General features: G+C 74.2%; 17 protein-coding genes and 1 pseudogene. 6 read left to right on the plus strand and 12 right to left on the minus strand.

What is annotated here, in order from left to right; all coding sequences use genetic code 11:
• The first annotated feature begins 179 nt into the window (after positions 1 to 179).
• Positions 180 to 1,088, plus strand: a complete 909-nt coding sequence (locus IF23_RS0122835) for an ABC transporter substrate-binding protein (RefSeq protein ID WP_037679344.1) — start codon at positions 180 to 182, stop codon at positions 1,086 to 1,088.
• A gap of 115 nt (positions 1,089 to 1,203) precedes the next feature.
• Here the strand turns inward: IF23_RS0122835 and IF23_RS0122840 are convergent, their stop codons facing one another.
• Positions 1,204 to 2,361 (minus strand): betaine/proline/choline family ABC transporter ATP-binding protein, encoded by a 1,158-nt coding sequence (locus tag IF23_RS0122840; protein ID WP_030286590.1) that lies wholly within the window; start codon positions 2,359 to 2,361, stop codon positions 1,204 to 1,206.
• A 272-nt stretch (positions 2,362 to 2,633) separates the two neighbouring features.
• Here IF23_RS0122840 and IF23_RS0122845 point away from each other — a divergent pair, with 272 nt between their 5' ends.
• A complete protein-coding gene (locus IF23_RS0122845) occupies positions 2,634 to 3,575 on the plus strand; it encodes an NADP-dependent oxidoreductase (protein ID WP_030286592.1) in 942 nt (313 codons plus the stop codon).
• A 281-nt stretch (positions 3,576 to 3,856) separates the two neighbouring features.
• Here the strand turns inward: IF23_RS0122845 and IF23_RS0122850 are convergent, their stop codons facing one another.
• The gene (locus IF23_RS0122850) at positions 3,857 to 4,849 is read right to left on the minus strand and encodes a hypothetical protein (RefSeq protein WP_030286594.1); all 993 of its coding nucleotides are present in this window, start codon (positions 4,847 to 4,849) and stop codon (positions 3,857 to 3,859) included.
• A 189-nt stretch (positions 4,850 to 5,038) separates the two neighbouring features.
• Positions 5,039 to 5,800, minus strand: coding sequence for a COG1361 family protein (locus IF23_RS0122855; protein ID WP_245655065.1), 762 nt, complete (start codon positions 5,798 to 5,800; stop codon positions 5,039 to 5,041).
• 418 nt (positions 5,801 to 6,218) lie between these two features.
• Between IF23_RS0122855 and IF23_RS0122860 the strand changes: the two genes are divergently transcribed.
• Positions 6,219 to 6,605, plus strand: a complete 387-nt coding sequence (locus IF23_RS0122860) for a VOC family protein (protein WP_030286598.1) — start codon at positions 6,219 to 6,221, stop codon at positions 6,603 to 6,605.
• A 384-nt stretch (positions 6,606 to 6,989) separates the two neighbouring features.
• On the opposite strand, the gene IF23_RS0122865 is transcribed toward IF23_RS0122860, so the two are convergent.
• Together IF23_RS0122865 and IF23_RS0122870 are read right to left on the minus strand one after the other, a co-directional pair.
• On the minus strand, positions 6,990 to 7,586 hold the full coding sequence (locus IF23_RS0122865) for a GNAT family N-acetyltransferase (protein WP_051739827.1): 597 nt from the start codon (positions 7,584 to 7,586) through the stop codon (positions 6,990 to 6,992).
• Positions 7,587 to 8,107: 521 nt separating this feature from the next.
• A complete protein-coding gene (locus IF23_RS0122870; RefSeq protein ID WP_051739828.1) occupies positions 8,108 to 9,178 on the minus strand; it encodes a cation diffusion facilitator family transporter in 1,071 nt (356 codons plus the stop codon).
• Between the two features lie 298 nt (positions 9,179 to 9,476).
• Here IF23_RS0122870 and IF23_RS0122875 point away from each other — a divergent pair, with 298 nt between their 5' ends.
• Both IF23_RS0122875 and IF23_RS0122880 read left to right on the plus strand, forming a co-directional pair.
• Positions 9,477 to 10,319 carry a helix-turn-helix domain-containing protein gene (locus tag IF23_RS0122875; RefSeq protein ID WP_030286604.1) on the plus strand — a complete coding sequence of 281 codons (843 nt, stop codon included), beginning with the start codon at positions 9,477 to 9,479 and terminating at the stop codon, positions 10,317 to 10,319.
• Positions 10,301 to 10,588, plus strand: a complete 288-nt coding sequence (locus IF23_RS0122880) for a DUF397 domain-containing protein (RefSeq protein WP_030286606.1) — start codon at positions 10,301 to 10,303, stop codon at positions 10,586 to 10,588. The genes IF23_RS0122875 and IF23_RS0122880 overlap by 19 nt, the downstream gene beginning before the upstream one ends.
• Before the next feature lie 345 nt (positions 10,589 to 10,933).
• On the opposite strand, the pseudogene IF23_RS35660 reads toward IF23_RS0122880, so the two are convergent.
• Both IF23_RS35660 and IF23_RS0122890 read right to left on the minus strand, forming a co-directional pair.
• Positions 10,934 to 11,089 (minus strand): annotated as a pseudogene (locus tag IF23_RS35660) (TetR family transcriptional regulator); the annotation flags it as partial.
• Positions 11,090 to 11,162: 73 nt separating this feature from the next.
• Positions 11,163 to 11,948 (minus strand): SDR family NAD(P)-dependent oxidoreductase, encoded by a 786-nt coding sequence (locus tag IF23_RS0122890; protein ID WP_030286610.1) that lies wholly within the window; start codon positions 11,946 to 11,948, stop codon positions 11,163 to 11,165.
• A gap of 442 nt (positions 11,949 to 12,390) precedes the next feature.
• Here IF23_RS0122890 and IF23_RS0122895 point away from each other — a divergent pair, with 442 nt between their 5' ends.
• Positions 12,391 to 13,614, plus strand: coding sequence for a cytochrome P450 (locus IF23_RS0122895; protein ID WP_030286612.1), 1,224 nt, complete (start codon positions 12,391 to 12,393; stop codon positions 13,612 to 13,614).
• Here IF23_RS0122895 and IF23_RS0122900 read toward each other — a convergent pair.
• From IF23_RS0122900 to IF23_RS0122920, 5 genes are read right to left on the minus strand one after another with little or no spacing between them, the layout of a single operon-like run.
• On the minus strand, positions 13,589 to 14,851 hold the full coding sequence (locus IF23_RS0122900; protein ID WP_030286613.1) for a cytochrome P450: 1,263 nt from the start codon (positions 14,849 to 14,851) through the stop codon (positions 13,589 to 13,591). The two genes, IF23_RS0122895 and IF23_RS0122900, sit on opposite strands and share 26 nt — an antisense overlap.
• Positions 14,848 to 15,504, minus strand: coding sequence for a GTP-binding protein (locus IF23_RS0122905; RefSeq protein WP_030286615.1), 657 nt, complete (start codon positions 15,502 to 15,504; stop codon positions 14,848 to 14,850). The genes IF23_RS0122900 and IF23_RS0122905 overlap by 4 nt, the downstream gene beginning before the upstream one ends.
• Positions 15,485 to 15,841: a DUF742 domain-containing protein gene (locus IF23_RS0122910; protein WP_107126998.1), complete on the minus strand. Its 357-nt coding sequence runs from the start codon at positions 15,839 to 15,841 to the stop codon at positions 15,485 to 15,487. The genes IF23_RS0122905 and IF23_RS0122910 overlap by 20 nt, the downstream gene beginning before the upstream one ends.
• The gene (locus tag IF23_RS0122915) at positions 15,838 to 16,272 is read right to left on the minus strand and encodes a roadblock/LC7 domain-containing protein (protein ID WP_030286619.1); all 435 of its coding nucleotides are present in this window, start codon (positions 16,270 to 16,272) and stop codon (positions 15,838 to 15,840) included. The genes IF23_RS0122910 and IF23_RS0122915 overlap by 4 nt, the downstream gene beginning before the upstream one ends.
• Entirely contained in the window at positions 16,269 to 17,882 is a 1,614-nt protein-coding gene (locus tag IF23_RS0122920; protein ID WP_030286621.1) for a sensor histidine kinase, read from the minus strand. The genes IF23_RS0122915 and IF23_RS0122920 overlap by 4 nt, the downstream gene beginning before the upstream one ends.
• Between the last annotated feature and the right edge of the window lie 772 nt (positions 17,883 to 18,654).

Raw genomic sequence — 18,654 nt, forward strand, 5'->3', positions numbered from 1 at the left:
AGCCCGGCCCGGCGCGCGGCCGGGCCTCGCGCGCCGGGGCTGCCCGCCGTCTGCCGGGGGCGCCCGCCGGGGCCCCGCGCGCCGGGGGCGCCCCGCCGCCACCAGGGGCGCGGGCCACCGCCCCACGCGCCCCACGCACCGCCCGCCACGCGGGCGTCCTCGCCCTCGCCGCCGCGCTCCTGACCTCCTGCGTCGGCGGGCCCTCGCTGGAGGACCGGGGCGCCGTCACCGCCGCCCCGGGGGACCGGCACCACCTGACCGTCGGATCGGCCGGGTTCACCGAGAGCGAGCTGCTGGCGCAGATGTACGCGGCGCTGCTGCGGCACGCCGGATACCGGGCCGACCTCGTCACCGTCGGCAACCGCGAGCTGTACGAACCGGCCCTGGAGAGCGGCCAGATCGATGTCGTCCCCGAGTACGCCGCGACCTTCGCGGACTGGCTCCAGGCCCGTACGCACGGCGCGGACGCCCGCCCGGTGGCCTCCCCCGACCTCCGGGTCACCATGGACGCGCTGCGCGCCCTCGCCGCCCCGCGCGGGCTGACGGTGCTCGACCCCGGGCGCGCCGTCGACCGCAACGCCTTCGCCGTCAGCGCCTCCTACGCCGCCCGCCACCGGCTGCGCACCCTCAGCGACCTGGGCCGGGCGAAGCTGCCGGTGCGGCTCGCCGCGGGCGACGAGTGCGTCCGGCGGCCGTTCTGCGCACCGGGGCTGCGGAAGACGTACGGGATCGACATCACGGCCGTCGATCCCAAGGGCGTCGGCACCACCCCGGCCAAACAGGCGGTGCAGAACGGGCAGGACCAGATGGTGCTGACCACGACCACCGACGCCACCCTGGACCGGTTCGGGCTGGTGGTCCTCGCCGACGACCGCAAGCTCCAGAACGCCGACTACGTCGTGCCCGTCGTCAACCGCTCCCGGGCCGGGGGTGGCCGCGCCGCCGCCGCGCTCGGCCGCCTCAACACCGTCTTGACCACCGCCGATCTGGCGCGTCTCGACGAACGCGTCGACAGCTGGCGCCGCCTCCCCGAGGACGTCGCCCACGACTATCTGACGGAGAAGGGGCTGCTGCCCAAGGGGCGGTGACGGCGGCGCGCCCAAGGACGACGCAGGCCCGGCCCCGCACCCGGGGGAGGCGCAGGCCCGTCCCCGCACACCGCCCACCGAGGGCGCGCCCCCCGGGGGCGTGAGTGCCGCGCCTTCACCCCATCGGCACCGACTCCACCTCCCCCAGCCCCCGCCGCTCCCCGCGCTCCCCGGGGACGATGGTGCGGCGCAGCGCCTCGTGGAGCCGGGCCGGGGTGAGGACGCCGAGGAAGCGGTCGCCGTCCAGGACCGCGATCCAGCCCGCGTCGTGCTGGAGCATCTCGCCGAACGCCCGCTTGAGGGTGGCGCCGACCGGGACCCACGCCTCCATCCGGCGGGCGTGCCCGGACACCGGACCGGCCGCGTCCGCCAGCTGCGCGGCGCCGACCCAGCCGTGCAGCGCGCCGGAGTCGTCCAGGACCACCGCCCACCGGGCGCCGTGGGCCCGCAGCCGGGCCGCCGCCTCCGTGGCCGGTTCGCCGAGCCGGGCGAGCGGCGGGCGCTCCAGGTCGGCCCGGTCGATCCCGGTGACCGAGAGCTGTTTGAGCGCCCGGTCGCTGCCGACGAACTCGGCGACGTACGGGGTGGCGGGCGCGCCCAGCACCCGCGCCGGGGTCTCGAACTGCTCGATGCGGCCCTGCCCGTAGACGGCGATGCGGTCGCCGAGGCGGACGGCCTCCTCGATGTCGTGCGTCACGAACAGCACGGTCTTGCCGAGTTGCCGCTGGAGGTGGCGGAACTCGTTCTGGAGGCGCTCGCGGACGACCGGGTCGACGGCGCCGAACGGCTCGTCCATGAGGAGAACGGGCGGATCGGCGGCGAGCGCGCGGGCGACCCCCACGCGCTGGCGCTGTCCCCCGGAGAGCTGGTCGGGGTAGCGGTGCCCGTAGACGGCCGGGTCGAGGCCGACCAGGTCGAGGAGTTCGGCGGCCCGCTCCCGGGCCTTCGCGCGCTTCCAGCCGGTGAGCACCGGCACCGTCGCGGTGTTGTCCAGGACGGTCCGGTGCGGGAAGAGGCCGGTCTGCTGGATGACGTAGCCGATCCGGCGGCGCAGCCGGACGGGGTCCACGCCCGCGATGTCCTCGCCGCCGACGTGGATGGTGCCCTCGGTCGGGTCGATGAGCCGGTTGACCATCATCATCGTGGTGGTCTTGCCGCACCCCGACGGGCCGACGAGGGTGACCAGCTCCCCCTCCGCGACCTCGAAGGAGAGACCGTCGACGGCGGTCGTCCCGTCCGGGTAGCGCTTGGTCACCGACGTGAAACGGATCATCCGCCCATTCCAACCCGCCGGGCCGCGCCGGTCCTCTCCTCGCGGCAATCGGGTGGGGCGGCCCGCCGCGCACCCCGGGGAGGGGCGGCCATCCGGGCCGTCAGAGGGGCCGCGGGCCGGGGCAATCGGGTGCGGCGGCCGGATGGGGCGCGGCGCGGGGGCCGTACGAGTTGCTTCGGCGGCGCCGCCTTTCCGCCTGCCGCGTCGGGCCCGTCCGGCGTGCTTACGATCGCGCCCGGCCTCCGGTCGGACGGGTGGAAGGGAACGCCACGATGAGAGCCGTAGCAGTCAGCGCATTCGGTGCCGAGCCGCAGCTCCTGGAGCTGCCCCAGCCCGAGCCAGGGCCGGGGGAGGTCCTGGTGCGGCTGTCCGCCGCCGGGGTCAACCCCATCGACTGGAAGATCGCGGGCGGGATGTTCGGCGATGCCGTCGACGCGTCGTTCCCGCTCGTCATGGGCGCGGATGGGGCGGGCGAGGTGCTGGCCGTGGGGACCGGCGTACGGCGCTTCACGGCCGGGGACGCGGTCTTCGGCACGTTCCAGCGCCCGGCGCACGGCGGCGGTTCGTACGCCGAACTGGCCCTCGCCGACGAGCAGTCCCTCGCCCACGCGGCCCGCAGCGTCACCTACGCGACGTCGGCGGCGGTCCCGACGGCCGGGATGACGGCGTACAACCTGGTGGAGGAGACCCGCATCGGGGAGGGCAGCCGGGTGCTGGTCGTCGGGGCGACCGGCGGCGTCGGCACCTTCGTCACCCAGATCGCCTACGGGCGCGGCGCCGAGGTCATCGCGACCGCGCGGCCGGTGATGGCGGATCTGATGCTGACCCTGGGCGCCGCCGAGATCGTCGACCACGGGGCGGGGCCGGTCGCCGACCAGGTGCTGGCCACCCACCCGGACGGCGTCGACGTCCTGATCGACCTGGTCAGCGACGCGGACGGGTTCACCGGGATGATGCGCACGGTCCGGGACGGCGGTACGGCGGTGTCGACGATCGGCGCGGCCGACGCGGATGTCCTGACCGATCACAACCTCCGCGGCTTCAACTTCGTCAACCGGCCGTCCCCGCAGCTGCTGGAGATCCTCGCCGGACATGTCGACGCGGGCCGTCTGACGGTCCTGGTCGGCAGGGAGGTCCCGTTGGAGGAGGCCCCGGCGGCGGTGGCCGAGCAGCGCGAGGGCCGCGCCCAGGGGAAGACGGTGCTGGTGATGTAGCGCCCGGCGCCCGGCCCGCCCGGTGCGCACGGTCTGACGCGGCCCGACGCGGCCCCGTGGGAGCTTCCCGCGGGGCCGCGTTCCGCATGCTCCACGGGGCGGCTCACGGGAGCGGCGGGAGGCGTGGCGTCCGCTTCGGCCGCCCCGGGGGCGCGCGGTGGGCGGCGCACCCGTGGGCGGGCCGGGGGCGGCGTACCCGGGAGAGGCTGGGGCGGCGCACCCGGGGGCGGTCGCCTCGGCGTTCCGGGGGCGGCCGTCCCGCGCGTCCCGGGGCGCGCCGCTCAGGCGCCCCCGCGCCGCTTCCGTAGGGCGCCGCGTACGGCCCGCACCACGGGGCCGCTCGCCGCGGCCAGCGCGGCGGTCGCCAGGGTTCCGCAGAGCAGCCCGGTGATGCCCGTGTGGAGCGACGCCGTGAGCGCGTCCGTGTACGCGGCCGCCGCCGGGCGTGGGACCGCGTGCGGGAGGGCGTCCAGGGCCCGGGAGCGGACCGGCGGGAGGGCCGCGGCGAGCGCGCCGGTGGCGGCCGCGGCGAGGAGCGCCGTGACGGTCAGGGCGCGCCGTCGGCGGCGGGCCAGCAGGAGCCCGGCGGCGAGGCAGAGCGCGGCGGCCGGGGGCGCCAGCCGCGCGGTGGTCCGGACGGCGTCGTAGGCGGTACGGGCCCGGGGCACGTCGGCGGCGGACAGCAGCACGATCTCGGTGCCGGTGTGCGGGACCCGGCGGGCGATGTCGATGCCCAGCCCGTTGGCGGACAGCTGGTGTTTGACGCGTTCGATGACGGGGGCGACGTCGAGGCGGACCGGGGTGTCACCGGAGGCGCCGAGGGAGGCGTCGAGCGCCTGGTGGGCGGTGCGGTGCACCTGCCGCCACACGGTGGGGAACGACGGCCCGGTCACGACCTGCCGGACCTGCTTGTCGACGAACTCCCGGATGCCGCGGGTGAACCGTTCGCGCAGCGCGGGGCGTTGCGGCCGGGGGATCGCGGACAGCAGCCCGTCGAGGTGGACATGGCCCATCACCCCGGTGGTGACGTCGTCGACGATCGCGTTCTGGATGGTGCGGTCGTGGGCGAGCGGGGCGACGGCGGTGACGTACCGCCCGGTGTCGGTGAGCTGGTCGCGGGCCCAGACACCGGCCAGGGAGACCGGTGTCAGCAGCGCGGCCAGGAGCAGCAGCACGATGGCGGCGCCCGCCCGGCCGGGCCGCCGGGAGGCGCGGGGCGTTCCCTCGCGCGCCGTGCGGCGGTCGCTCGCGCGCGGGGGTGCGCTCGCGGTCACGTCGTGCGCTCCTTCCGTACGGCGGCGGGCGGGGCCGTCTCCCAGGCAAGCGGGGCCCGCGGCCGACCGCGACCGGGGACGGGGCAGGCGGGTGAGGCGGGGCCCACCGGGCGGGCCGGGGGCGTGCGGTCCCCGGGCGTGCGCCGCGCCCGGGACCCGCGCGCCGGTCGGGGGCGCGTCCCGCCGCCGTCAGGTCCGGGCCGAGGTGGCGCCCTGCGCGGACGGGGCGGACGTCGCGGACGGGGCGGGCTCCGGGGGGCCGGCGGGCGCGGGCGGTGCCGTGGCCGCCGGGGGCACGGTGGGCACGGTCGCGGCGGTCGAGGCGGCGGTCGCAGCCGTAGCCGTAGCCGCTGCCGCTGCCGCCGCCGTCCGGCGCCGTCCCCGGCGCAGCAGCCCGGCGCCCACCAGCAGGCCCATGACGAGCAGCCACGGGGTCCAGGAGGTCCAGGACAGCCAGGGGTGTCCGGCGGCGGCGCCGTGGGTTTCGGGCAGGTCGTCGATGTCGCCGGTGCAGGCGGCGGGGGCGGCGACACCGGGGGCGTGGACGCAGACGGTGGTGGCGGCGCGGAGCGTGCCGGGGGCGGCGGAGGGCCCGTCGGGGCGGTCGCCGAGGACGGCGCTGGCGGTCAGCACCCGGAGGCCGCCCGGGGCGAGGTCGGCGTGCCAGACGGCGGTGTGGTCGTCGGTGACGCGGCCCTCGGGCGCGTCGGCGGACTCGGTGGTGGCGGGCAGCCGGGCCTCGATGCGGGCGCCGCGCAGCGGGGCGTCGCCGAGGTTGCGGACCGTGATGCGGTAGTCGAGCCGGTCGCCCGCCTCCGCCCGGTCGGTGCCGTCGCTGACCTCGACCGCCACCTGCGGCGGCGCGGGTTCCGCCGGGGTCCCGGCGGCCACGGCGCGACCGGGGAGGGCGGCGGCGGTGCACAGCAGGGCGCTCAGGAGGAGGGTTCGCATCCGCCCATCCGAGCACCGCCCACCGCGCGCGGGCCCCACCGCCACCGGGTCACCGGCACGGTTCACCCGCCCGGTGGCGGCCAGGTGGCCGGATACGGCACGGGGCGCTATCCGGGGACGGCACCCCGGCGCCCCGCCCCGGCGCCCCGCGCCCCGCCCCCGCGCCCCGCCCCGGGGCACTGCGCCTCGCCCCGGTGCCCCGGCGCCCCGCGCCTCGCCCCGGCGTCCCGGGGCCGGGCGTCCTCCCCGCCGTATCCGACCCGTGCTCAGAGACCGGGTACGGACTGCCCCGTGTCCCGCACCCCGCCACGGGTGCCCCGCCGTGACCATGGTTCGCAGGGCACCGCACCGGGGAACGACCCCGCTACCCACCTCCCCGGGCGCACCGCGTCGCTCGGGGCCGAGGACCGGAGGCACCATGAAGATCCATCTGACCAGCGTTTTCGTCGACGACCAGGCCAAGGCGCTGCGGTTCTACACCGAGATGCTGGGGTTCGCGCCGAAGGAGGACGTCCCGCTGGGCGCGGACCGCTGGCTCACCGTGGTCTCCCCCGAGGACCCCGACGGCGCCGAACTGCTCCTGGAACCCTCCGGCCACCCCGCGGTGCCCCCGTACAAGGCGGCGCTGTTCCTGGACGGCATCCCCGCCGCCTCGTTCGCCGTGGACGACGTGTCCGCCGAGCACGACCGGCTGCGGGCGCTCGGCGTCAGCTTCACCCAGGAGCCGCGGACGACGGGGCCGGTCACCACCGCGGTGCTCGACGACACCTGCGGAAACCTGATCCAGCTGATGCAGCGCGGCTAGGCGGCGCCCGCCACCGCCGCGACGACGCCGGTGGCCCGCCCGGTGCCCGGGCTTTCTTTCAGCCAGACTCCCTGAAAGAAAGCCCGGGCACCCGGCCCGCACCCCGCAAAGCGCCCTGCCTGAGCACCCCTCGCTCAGGCAGGCTTCCTGAAAGTAAGCCAGGCCCCTCGCTCAGGCAGGCTTCCTGAGAGAAGGCCAGATCCCTCGCTCAGGCAGGCTTCCTGAAAGAAAGCCGGGCCCCTCGCTCAGGCAGGCTTCCTGAAAGTAAGCCAGGCCCCTCGCTCAGGCAGGCTTCCTGAAAGAAAGCCAGGCCCCTCGCTCAGGCAGGCTTCCTGAGAGAAGGCCGGGCCCACGGCACCGGGCCTGTTCCGCCCCTGTCCCGGCTCAGTGATCACCGAGCCGTCGGCGGAAGCACACCCGGTCCTCGCCCGGACCGTCGTAGTCCGCGTGCACCGGGAGCCCGTCGACGACGCGGTCCCCGTCCCCCTCCGGGACGAACCCCATTGCCTGGTGGAACGCGAGCGAGGCGGCGTTCCCCGGGGAGACGATCGCGCGGACATCGGTACGGCCCGCCGCTGCCGCGCGCTCGAAGAACGCCGCGTAGAGCTGTCGGCCGACGCCCTGTCCCCGGAGCGCGGGATGCACCCCGACGAAGTGGATGTACGCGTCGCTCTCGTTCTCCGGTGCGTGAAAGCCCACCAGGAACGCCCGCACCCGCCCCTCGCCTCCGGCCTCGCCCGCGTCCCCCGGGGAGCCCGGACGACCGGGCTCCTCCAGGATCAGGCTCGTCCGGGAGAAGAACTGGAGGAAGAGGCGCGGCAGCAGGAGGGAGAGTTCGCGGGCCTCTTCCGGGGTGCGGGAGTCGCCCCACCAGTTCCGTACGCAGTGGACGAGCGTGGGGTGATCGGTGACATGGGCCGGACGCAGTGCGAGCACGGCATTCCCCTCCAGGAGCTGGCTTTCGGTGGACTGTGGTGCCATCGGTGCTGCTCAGCGCGGGTGCGGCCGCGCCGGTGGACCGGCCCGACGGTTCGTTCCCAGCCAGAGCGGTGGAACTACCACTCCCCCACGCCCCCTCTCGACTAACGTCGCAGGTCGGCAAGTGTCGGCCCCGCGGATGCGGGGATGTTCCCAACACCAGCGACGGGGAGGGCATCTCCTGGGCGTCGGCCCCGCGGATGCGGGGATGTTCCCCGCGAAACCCGCGAGCGGCCCGGCGCAGCGAAGTCGGCCCCGCGGATGCGGGGATGTTCCTGACCCGACGATTAGGCCGGGCCCAGCGACGGAGTCGGCCCCGCGGATGCGGGGATGTTCCGGCCACCGCCGTGGTGCTGGAGGAGGTCGCGCAGTCGGCCCCGCGGATGCGGGGATGTTCCCCCGCGGTACAGCCCCGGCGAGCTGTAACCCTCGTCGGCCCCGCGAATTGCGGGGATGTTCCCGACCGGCACACCGACCTCTGCCGCACGTCGGTGTCGCCCCCCCGTAGGACCCGCCCCCGCCGGTCAGTGCCGGTGTGGCCCCCGCCGGTGTACCGGGCCGTGGGAGTCCTCGCAGTGGCCGGGTGCCGCTGCCTCGGGGGTGGGGCCGGAGCCGACGTGCAGGACGGTGTCGGCGTCCCGTTCTCCGACGTGGTCGACCTGGAGCGTGGCGTGGGTGATGCCGTATTCGGTGATCAGGAGGTCCTGGAGGCGGCGGCGGACCTTGTGGCAGTCGCCGGAGGGGGCGACCAGGATGTGGGCGGAGAGGGCGGGTTCGCCGGAGGTGATCTGCCACAGGTGCAGGTCGTGGACCTCGGCGACCTCGTCCGCCGCGACGAGGTGGTCGCCGAGCGCGTCCGGGTCGACGCCCGCGGGCGCCGCCTCCAGGAAGATCCGCCCGGACTCGCGCACCAGCCCGTACCCGGCGCGCAGCATCAGCGCGACGACGACGAGCGTGGCCAGCGCGTCCGCCCGGGCGAAGCCGGTGGTCCAGACGATGAGTCCGGCGACGGCGGTGGCGACGAAGCCGAAGAGGTCGGTCAGGATGTGTTGGTAGGCGCCCTCGACGTTGAGGCTGGAGCGGTTGGCGCGGGAGAGGAACCACGTCGCGATCAGGTTCACGACCACGCCCGCCAGCGCCGTGACCAGCACCAGTCCGCCGGTGACCTCGGGCGGTTCGATCAGCCGCCGCACCGCCTCGTACGCCAGCCAGACCGACAGCACCAGCAGCGTGATGCCGTTGGCCTGGGCGGAGAGGATTTCGGCGCGCTTGAGGCCGTAGGTGTAGCCGCCGCGGGCGGGCCGGGCGGCGAGCCGCATGGCGACCAGCGCGAGCACGATCGACGCCGCGTCGGTCAGCATGTGCGCCGCGTCGGAGAGCAGCGCCAGCGAGCGGGCGACGACGCCGATGACGACCTCGACCGCCATGAACGCACAGATCAGCGCGAGCGCGGCGCGCAGCCAGCGGCGGTCGGCGTCCGGCGAGACGGTGTGGGCGTGGCTGTGGCCGCCGTGACCGTGGGCGTGGGAGTGATCCGGGCGGTGGCCGTGCGGACGGTCACCGCCGGGGTGCTGCCCGTGGGCGTGCTCGCGCAAGACGTGCTCCTTCCTGGAACTTCCTCCGAGGGCGTTCATGCGCAGCAAAGCGCACTTTTTCCGGTCTTTCAAAGGCTGCACCGGTGACCGTTGTCATTCCCGTCCAACGGCGTAAAAGCGCAGGTCAGGGCGTTGGTTCCGACGATCTCCGAGCGGACTGAAGCACTCCGTTTCGCCCCGCGCCGCCGCCCCGCTCCATGCGCCCCCGCAGCGGCGCCCCGTACGCCTGCGGACCCCGAAAGCGGCAACTACATTGCGTCGCACCGCCATTACGTCACGAGTTGAGGAGGGGTGTGGAATGCCGCCGAGGAGGGCCATCAGTGGGCTCAGTCAGGACCCCGGGCAACGGTTCGCGGAGGAGTGCCGACGGCTGCGGCTGGGGAAGCGGCTCAGCTTCCGCGAGCTGGGGGAGGCGATGGGCTGGGACGCCTCGCTGTTCGGGAAGATGGAATCCGGCGCCACGATCGGCAGCCCGGATGTCGTCCAGGGGCTGGATCAGTTCTACGGGACCGGTGTGCTGCTGCTGACGCTCTGGGAGCTGGCAGCGGGCGACCCCAACAGGTTCCACAAGCGTTATCAGCGCTACATGAAGTTCGAGGCGGAGGCGATCAGTCTCTGGCACCACGCGGTCAGTGTTCTGCCGGGTCTTCTGCAGACCGAGGCGTACGCGCGGGAACTGCTGATGGCGGGCGGGTTCAAGGGCGAGGAGCTGGAGCGTCAGATCGGTGCGCGGATAAGCCGACGGGAGCTGCTGGAGGGGGAGATGGCGCCGCGCTTCCGCACGATCCTCTCCGAAGCCGTACTGCGGACCCCGCTCCGGGACACCGCCGCCTGGCGGGAGCAACTGGAGTACCTGCTGAAGCTCGCCGACCAGCCGAACGTGACCATCCAGGTGCTGCCCTTCAGCGCTGGGCTGCACGGTCTGAACAGCACCGGCGTGATGTTTCTGCGGATGCAGAACGGAGACACGGTGGCGTACGCCGAGAACGCCTACCGGGGTGAACTCATCGAGGAATCGGGCCCTGTTGAGCGTCTTCAGCTCGCGTACGATGCGGTGCGTGACCTGGCGCTCACACCGCCCGAGTCGCGGAAGTTCATCATGCGGATGTTGGAGGAGTTGCCGTGCGATCCATCGACCTGAGCGCCGCCAGCTGGCGCAAGAGCAGCTACAGCAATTCGGACGGCGGCGAGTGCATCGAGGTCTCCGACGACTTCCTGGCCACCGCCACCTGGCGTAAGTCCAGCTACAGCAACTCTGACGGCGGCCAGTGCATCGAAATCGCCGACGGCCACCCCTCCCTCGTCCCCGTCCGGGACAGCAAGGATCCGCAGGGTCCGGCGCTGGTCTTCGAGGCGCCGTCGTGGGCGGCGTTCGTCGGGGCGGTGCGCGGCGGGGCGCTCGGCGGCTGAGGCGGGCGGAGCACCGCTGAACGGGTCGGCGGGGCGGCGACGGGAGAACAGGGCGTCGGGGGTGGAGCCGGTGCGGTCGGCGAGCAGCGGGGCGAGGCGCTGTTCCGAGTCGTGGTTGACGCGGGCCCAGACCGCGGCCAGCGCCGGGTCGCCGGAGGCGGCGCGGAGCAGGCCACGGGTCCACTCCAGGGATTCGGCGGTCGCCGTCTCCGCGTCGGCCATCGCCTGCTCCGCCGCCCGCGTCAGCGCGTCCGGCAGCGGGACGTCCTTCGGGACGGCGGCGAGCAACTCCTGCCAGCGGCGGGCGCCGAAGGAGAGCAGCGGGGCGACCGCCTCCTGCTTGGTGCGGAAGTAGCGGTAGAACGTCCGCAGGCTGACCCCGGCGCGTTCGGCGATGGCCTCGGCGGTGGTGGCGTCCGAGCCGCCCTTCGCGAAGAGGGACGCGGCGGCGCGGGCGATCTCCAACTGGGTGGCGGCCTTACGGCGTTCGGTGAGGTTCACCGGACCACCTTAGACACGGGGCGCCGGGGCGGCGCGATCCGGCGCCCCGGCACGTCGTGCCGTGCGGGCGGGGTCAGAAGTGCGTCCCGCCGTCGATCCGGATCTCCGTACCGGTGACGAAGGCGCCGTCCTCGGAGGCGAGCATCGCGACGACGGAGGCGACGGTCTCGGGCCCGGCGAAGCCGTCGCCCAGCGCCGGGGAGAGCTTGGCGAAGAGGCGCATGTCGGCGTCGGCGGGCAGCCCCGGTCCGGCGCTCTGCCGACTGGCGCCGCTGGCGTCGGTCATCCCGGAGGAGATGGAACCGGGCTGGACGGCGGTGAAGCGGATGCCGTCCTGCGCGTACTCGCTGGCCAGCGCGTGCGTCATGGACTGGATGCCGCCCTTGCTCGCCGCGTACGCCGCCATGTACGGGTGCGCGAACTGGGCGGAGGTGGAGCTGAAGTTGACGACGGCGGGGGCGTGGCCGTCGCGCAGCGCGGGCAGCGCCTCGCGGATCACCAGGAAGGTGCCGACCAGGTTGACCTGGAGGATCTTGGTGAAGGACGCGAGGGACGTCTCGTGGGTGTGCGAGGAGCGGAGGATGCCCGCCGCGTTGACCAGGACGTCCAGACCGCCGAGCGCGGCGACGGCGGCGGCGACGCCTTCGCGGACGGAGGTCTCGTCGGCGATGTCGGTGATCAGGGTGGTGAGGCGGTCGGCGGCGGCGCCCGCCTTGGCGACGGTGTCGCGGAGTCCGTCCTCGCTCACATCGGCGGCGACGACGGTGCCGCCCTCGGCGAGCATCCGCAGCACGGTGGCCTGACCGATGCCGGAGCCGCCGCCGGTGACCAGCGCGCGGCGCCCTTCGTAGCGGTTCATGTGCTTCTCCTTCGTCCCCGAGGTCGTGCTCGACGGGGTCCGGTGCGGGCCCGTGGAGTTCCGGGTGGGTGACCCAGGAGTTCCACCGTACGCCTGGATGGCACGTTGTGCCACTGTGACGTGTGACGCCATCGAGGGGGTGCGGCCGAGAGTTCGGTGGAAGATCCAAAAGCGCGGACGGCGGCACTTTCCGTTCCGTCAGGAATGGGTAAAATCGCAGGTCAGATGGGTGGCGGGGTGGATTCGTTGCCTCGCGTGAGGGGAGGGGAACGGTCCGCTTCCGGCGAGGGCGGGGCCGAACGCCTCTTGATAAGTGGCCGGTCCAAGACGATCTTTGGTGTGCCTGTGGCCCCGTGCGGGGGCACGGGGGTGGCCGCCGGACGCGCGGGAACCTCCGCACCCCATTGCGTGTTGTCTACATCTACCGAGGAGTGCCGTGCCCGTGAGCCGAGCAGTGCCGCCGGACATCCTGTCGCCCGAGTTCCACGCGGACCCGCACCGCGCCTACCGCGTCCTGCGCGACGACTTCCCGCTCATCCACCACGAGGCCACCGACAGCTACGTCCTCTCCCGCTACGAGGACGTCGAGCGCGCCTTCAAGGACCCGCTCTTCACCACCGAGAACTACAACTGGCAGCTGGAGCCGGTGCACGGCCGCACCATCCTCCAGATGAGCGGCCGCGAACACGCCGTCCGCCGCGCCCTGGTCGCCCCCGCCTTCCGCGGCAAGACCCTGGAGACCGCGTTCCTGCCGGTCATCGAACGCAACGCCCGCGACCTCATCGACGCCTTCCAGGACACCGGCAGCGCCGACCTCGTCGCACAGTTCGCGACCCGCTTCCCCATCAACGTCATCGTCGACATGCTCGGTCTCGACCGCGCCGACCACGACCGCTTCCACCGCTGGTACACCGCGATCATGGGCTTCCTCGGCAACCTCGCCCAGGACCCCGACGTCGCTGCCGCCGGACTGCGCACCCGCGACGAGTTCGCCGCGTACCTGCTCCCGATCATCCGCGACCGGCGCGCGAACCCCGGCGACGACCTGCTCTCCACGCTCTGCGCCGCGGAGATCGACGGGACGCAGATGAGCGACGAGGACATCAAGGCGTTCTGCTCGCTGCTGCTCACCGCCGGGGGCGAGACCACCGACAAGGCGCTCTCCGCCCTCATGTACAACCTGCTGCGCCACCCCGAGCAGCTGGCCGCGGTACGCGCGGACCGGTCACTGATCGCGCCCGCCTTCGCGGAGACCCTGCGGTACACCCCGCCGGTCCACATGATCATGCGGCAGCCGTCCGAGGACGTGGAGATCGCCGGGGGAACGATCCCCGCGGGCGCCACCGTCACCTGCCTCATCGGCGCCGCCGGACGCGACGAACGCCGCTACGCCGACCCCGACACCTTCGACATCCACCGCACCGACCTCGCGGCCACCACCGCGTTCTCCGCCGCCGCCGACCACCTGTCGTTCGCCCTCGGCCGCCACTTCTGCGTCGGCGCACTGCTGGCCAAGGCGGAGGTCGAGACGGGCGTCGGGATGCTCCTCGACGCGCTGCCCGACCTGGCTCTCGCGGACGGCGCGGCCCCGCGCGAAGAGGGCATCTTCACCCGGGGCCTGGACGCCCTCCCGGTGCGCTTCACACCGGCGCGTACGCGGGGGTGAACTCCACCGGGAGCGCGGTCAGTCCGCGCATCCACAGCGACGGATGCCACACCAGGTCCTTGGCGGGCACCGCCAGCATCACGTCCGGCAGCCGGTCGAGCAGCACCTCGACCGCCGCCCGCGCGATGACCTCGGCGATCTCGGGGGCCGGATAGGGGCAGGCGTGCTCGCCGTGGCTGAACGACATATGGGCCTGGTTGCTGTCCGTACCGGCCGTGGTGAAGTCCGGGCTGACCTGCGGATCGTTGTTGGCGGCTGCCAGGCCCATGACCAGCAGGTCACCGGCGCGGATCCGCCGCCCGCCCAACTGGGTGTCGCGGGACGCCCAGCGGCCGATGTAGTTCTGCGTCGGGGTGTCCTGCCACAACACCTCGTTGAGCGCCTGACCGACGCTGCGCCGCCCGCCCGAGAGCGACACCGCGAAGCGGTCGTCGGTCAGCATCAGCCGCAGCGTGTTGCCGATCCAGTTGGCGGTCGGCTGCTGGGCGGCGGCCATCACCACCAGCAGATCGATGACCACCTCCTCCTCGGCCAGCTTCGCGTGGTGCGTCAGCAGCCGCGACGGCACATCGGCGGCGGGCCGCTCCTTGCGCTCGTGCACCAGCCGCGCCATCCGGGCGGCGACCCGCTGGTGCGCGTCGATGGCGCCCGGCCCCTCGTCCAGCGACTCGGAGATGTCCCGCACCAGCTGCGGCACCTCCGTCGCGGCGATACCGAACAGCTCGGTGACGACGAGCAGCGGCAGCCGCAGCGCGTAGTGCGCCATCAGATCCGCCTCACCGCTCCCGGCGAACGTGTCGATCAGCCCGTCCGCCAGCCGCTCGCAGATCTGCCGCAGCTCGAACTGGTCGATGGCGAGCAGCGCGTCACTGATCGCCCCGGAACGGCGGCGGTGCTCGGCGCCCTCCGCGAACATCACCGACGGCTGGTAGCCGACGAACGGCATCAGCGACCAGTCCGCGGGGATCGACTCCCAGGCGTGCCAGCGCCGCGAGTCGCGCGCGAACAGCTCGTTGTTGGACGTCACCTGGTGCACCTCGCGGTAGCCGAGGACGAACCAGGCGGGGATGTCGCCGTCCAGCAGGACCGGCGCGACCGGCCCGTGCTCGCGCCGCAGCTCACGGTAGAGCCGCGCCGGATCGCCGCTGAGCCCGTCACCGTAGAGCCGGACGGCGCCGGACGGGTGCGGGGCGGAGGCGTGCGCGGGGCAGCCGGGCGGGGGGAACTGCTCGGTCACGGGGCGGCCTTCACGGTCTCGTGAGGGGCGGACAGGGAGTAGAGGTGGTGGGCCAGCGAGATCAGCACGGACTTGCTGGACTTCCGGTCGCGCGCATCACACGCCACCAGCGGGATCTCCGGCGACAGGTCCAGCGCCTCGCGGACCTGCTCCAGGGTGTGCTGCGGCCCGCCGAAGTCGTTCACCGCCACGATGAACGGCATCCCGTGCGCCTCCAGCCGGTCGATCGCGTACCAGGAGTCGTCCAGGCGGCGGGTGTCGACCAGCACCACGGCACCGAGCGTCCCGGCGAACAGCCGGTCCCACAGGAACCAGAAACGTTCCTGGCCGGGGGCGCCGAACAGGTACAGCACCGTGCTGTCGTTGATGCTGATCCGGCCGAAGTCGAAGGCGACGGTCGTCGTGGACTTCGCCTCGACACCGGACGGGTCGTCGACGCCGACGCCCGCCCGGGTCATGGTCTCCTCGGTGCTCAGCGGACGGATCTCGCTGACGGACCGGACCATGGTGGTCTTGCCGACGCCGAAGCCGCCGACGATGACGATTTTCAGGCCGTTGTCCGCGGTGTCCCGCAGCGGGGTGCGGGACGGATCGGCGTGGGCGTCGGGCGCCGGTGCGGCTCCGGGGCCCCCGTCAGAGGCGGTGGAGTGCATCGAGCACCTCCTTCAGCAGGTCGGTGTCGGGAAGGTGGGCCGCGGTGACGGGCCGGGGGTGGCGGGCCGTCACCTTGCCGGAGTCGAGCAGGTCCGACAGGAGGATCCGCACGACGCTCACCGGCATCCGCAGCTCCGCCGAGACCTCCACGACGGCCATCGGATGGCGGCACATGGACAGGATCCGGACGTGCTCCGACTGCATGCCGGGCGCCGGATCGCACTCGCTGACGATCAGGGTGACCAGGTCGAGGTTGAGGTCGTCGGCGGCGCGGCTGCGGCCCCCGGTGACGGTGTAGAGCCGGTCCGGATCGTCGTCGGGACCGAGCCGCATCATGCCTGCTGCCCCGGGCTGAGCGTCCGGCCGCCCTCGCCGCGCGGGGCCGCCTGGAGGTACTCGCCGATCTGCTCGACCAACTCGTTCATGTTGAAGCCGATCAGACCGACATCGGCGTCCTCGACGGCCAGCAGGGCCAGATGGGCGCCGTGCCCGGCCTCGACTATGAAGAGGATGCCGCCGTGGAACTCCGTCATCGCCTGCCGGACCCCGCCGGTGCCGTCGCCGAACTCCACGGACGCGCCGTGCGACAGGCTCTGGATGCCCGACGCGATGGCGGCCAGCTGGTCGGCCTGATCGACGGTCAGACCCGGGGAGTGGCACAGCTTCAGGCCGTCGCGGGAGAGCACCAGGGCGTGGCGGGCGCCCGGCGTCTTCTGGAGCAGGTTCTCCAGCATCCAGTCGAGGCTGTGATCGGTCGTGTTCGTCATCGGGTCTCGTCCTCCGGGGGAGCGGGGGTGGGGGTCTGCGAAGGATCGGGGGCGCCACCGGCGGCGTCCGGGCCACGGCCGACGGCACGGCGGAAGGTACGGAACCGCTCCGCCGCCTCCTGGCGGGAGCGGGCCGGGCGGGGCGCGGCGGGCCGCGGCGCGGGCTTCGGCGCCGGGGCGCCGCTGCCGCCCGACGAGGCCAGCGTCTGACCGCGGCGGCGCTTGGGCAGCCCGCTCTCGCCGAACTCCGGGGCGGGCGCGGCCGGTCGGCGGCTCTGCTGCGGCGGGATCGCGCTCCGCGGCGCGGGCGCCTCCGCCGCGGCCGGCTGCGTGGCCTGCGGCGGCTCGGGCGGGAACGGGGCGAGCGGGGCGACCGGCTCGGCCGGGTCCCGATGCGCGGCGTGGCGCGGCGCGGACTCCGACGGCGCCCGGCGCGAGGCGTGGCGCGGACCGGGCGGGCGGGTCAGCGACTCGGGCACGGTGTCCGGCACGACCGGCCGCTCCGGCTCCCGCACCAGCGGGCGCGCCTCGGTGACCAGCTGCTGCGGGATGAGCACCACGACGCTGGTGCCGCCGCGCGCCGACGGGCGGAACGACACGTTCAGCCCGTGCTTGCGGGCCAGACAGCCGACGACGGCGAGACCCAGACGCGTACCGGACAGCGACATCAGGTCCAGGGAGTCGGCGGAGACGGCCGCCTCGGCGCGGCGCAGCGCCGTCTCCCCCATCACCAGACCGCTGTCCTCGACGCTGACGACGACGCCCGCCTGCGTCTCCTCGACGTAGACGTGGACCGCGGACGACGGCGGCGAGAAGGACGTCGCGTTGTCCATGATCTCGGCGAGCGCGTGCATGATGCCCTCGGCGGCGTGCCCGGCGACCGCGAGGGTGCTGCTGTTGTGCAGCTGCACCCGGCGGTAGGCGCTGATCCGGCCCATGGCGCCGCGCAGCACGCTCTCCATCGAGATCGGCTTGTTCCAGCGGCGGCCCGAACGGGCGCCGGTGAGCACCGCGATGGAGTCGGCGAGGCGCCCCGCCTGCGCCGTGGAGTGGTCCAGCTTCAGCAGGTCGCCGAGGACCTCCTCACCGTGCCGGTGCTCCATCTCGCGCAGATCGGCGAGCATGCTCGTGGAGAGCGCCTGGACGCGTCCGGCGGCGTTCGCGCAGGCGGCCATCGCGGCGGCCCGCATCCGCTCCCCGCGGCCGACCTCCTCGGCCAGACTGCGGACGATGCGCTGGTGGGCGGGGGCGGTGGGCAGCGGGACCCGGCTGAGCGCGGTGTCGGCGGACGAACCGGTACGCAGCTGCGCGACGACCGCGGGCAGCGTCTCGTCGGCGAGCCGCTCGGCCTCGGCGCGGACCGCCTCGACACGGCCGCGGTGCACGCGGGCCTGGCGCAGTCCGAACACGGCGGCGGCGAGCGAGCCGCTCAGCGCCACGGCCGCGAGACCGCCGCCCCAGGCGAGCGCGGTGCGGACGGTCTCCGGGGCGGCGAGGACGGCCCACAGGCACAGGCCGCCGGTGATCAGGAGCGCGGCCACCAGGGTGAGCAGCGCGGCACCGAGCGGCGAAGACTCTGCCCGACGGCGGGAGGGTATCTGGGGTGACATCGGGCTGGTCCTCGGAGCGATGGCGGCGGCGGTACGGGGGAGGGGCCGGGCAGGAGCGCGGAAACGGTCTTGACGGGCCGTCCGGCCGACCGCACGGGCTCCGGGTCGCGGTGGGGCGCGGGCCGGTGCGCGGCGCGGGCGGAAGCGGAAGATCTTCTGCACTTTATCCGCTCGGTCTGATCCGGCAACCCTCGACGGGGGACGGGGGCTTGACGGAGGCTCGGCTGATGCTTGGTGGGGGCTTGGCGGGGGCTTGGGGGGAGCTTGGTGGGGGGCTTGGGTGGAGCTTGGCCGGGGCTCGGTGGGGCTTCGGGGGCCTCGGCTGGACCTCGGTTGGGCTTCGGGGGGACTTGGTTGGGTCGCGATGGGGCTTCGGTGGGGCCTCGATGGGGCTTCGGTGGGGGTGCGTGTCCGGTTTTCCGTCAGGGATATCTGGGGGGTGGAGTGCGGGACAGCTGGGGGACGGCTGGTGGGTGAGTGGCCGTCAGGCGGGGAGGGGATGGAGTGGGGACCCCCTCACCCTTAGGGGTCGGAATAGGGGATGAGCCGGGGACGCCCGCGTGGTGAGGGTGCGTCAGGGCGGGGAGGAAGTGGAGTGGGGGCCCAGGTCCGGAATGGGAGCCTCAGCGCGGAGCGGAGGGGGCTTCGGGCCGGAGTGGCGGGGCTTCAGCCCGGGGCGGCGGGGGCCTCGGCCCGGGGCGCGCTTCTTCCGGACCCGTCGTGGACGGCGTGCGGCGCCGCGTTCACCGCTGGCCCCGCCCCCGCCCCGACG

Origin of the sequence: Streptomyces catenulae (assembly GCF_000718015.1) — a bacterium.
GTDB classification, from domain to species: Bacteria; Actinomycetota; Actinomycetes; order Streptomycetales; family Streptomycetaceae; genus Streptomyces; species Streptomyces catenulae.

Excerpts from the sequence above, each read along its gene's own strand:
- IF23_RS0122840 (WP_030286590.1), bottom strand. The coding sequence starts at position 2,361 with ATGATCCGTTTCACGTCGGTGACCAAGCGCTACCCGGACGGGACGACC.
- IF23_RS0122845 (WP_030286592.1), top strand. The coding sequence starts at position 2,634 with ATGAGAGCCGTAGCAGTCAGCGCATTCGGTGCCGAGCCGCAGCTCCTG.
- IF23_RS0122855 (WP_245655065.1), bottom strand. The coding sequence starts at position 5,800 with ATGCGAACCCTCCTCCTGAGCGCCCTGCTGTGCACCGCCGCCGCCCTC.
- IF23_RS0122860 (WP_030286598.1), top strand. The coding sequence starts at position 6,219 with ATGAAGATCCATCTGACCAGCGTTTTCGTCGACGACCAGGCCAAGGCG.
- IF23_RS0122865 (WP_051739827.1), bottom strand. The coding sequence starts at position 7,586 with ATGGCACCACAGTCCACCGAAAGCCAGCTCCTGGAGGGGAATGCCGTG.
- IF23_RS0122875 (WP_030286604.1), top strand. The coding sequence starts at position 9,477 with ATGCCGCCGAGGAGGGCCATCAGTGGGCTCAGTCAGGACCCCGGGCAA.
- IF23_RS0122890 (WP_030286610.1), bottom strand. The coding sequence starts at position 11,948 with ATGAACCGCTACGAAGGGCGCCGCGCGCTGGTCACCGGCGGCGGCTCC.
- IF23_RS0122905 (WP_030286615.1), bottom strand. The coding sequence starts at position 15,504 with ATGCACTCCACCGCCTCTGACGGGGGCCCCGGAGCCGCACCGGCGCCC.
- IF23_RS0122910 (WP_107126998.1), bottom strand. The coding sequence starts at position 15,841 with ATGATGCGGCTCGGTCCCGACGACGATCCGGACCGGCTCTACACCGTC.
- IF23_RS0122915 (WP_030286619.1), bottom strand. The coding sequence starts at position 16,272 with ATGACGAACACGACCGATCACAGCCTCGACTGGATGCTGGAGAACCTG.
- IF23_RS0122920 (WP_030286621.1), bottom strand. The coding sequence starts at position 17,882 with ATGTCACCCCAGATACCCTCCCGCCGTCGGGCAGAGTCTTCGCCGCTC.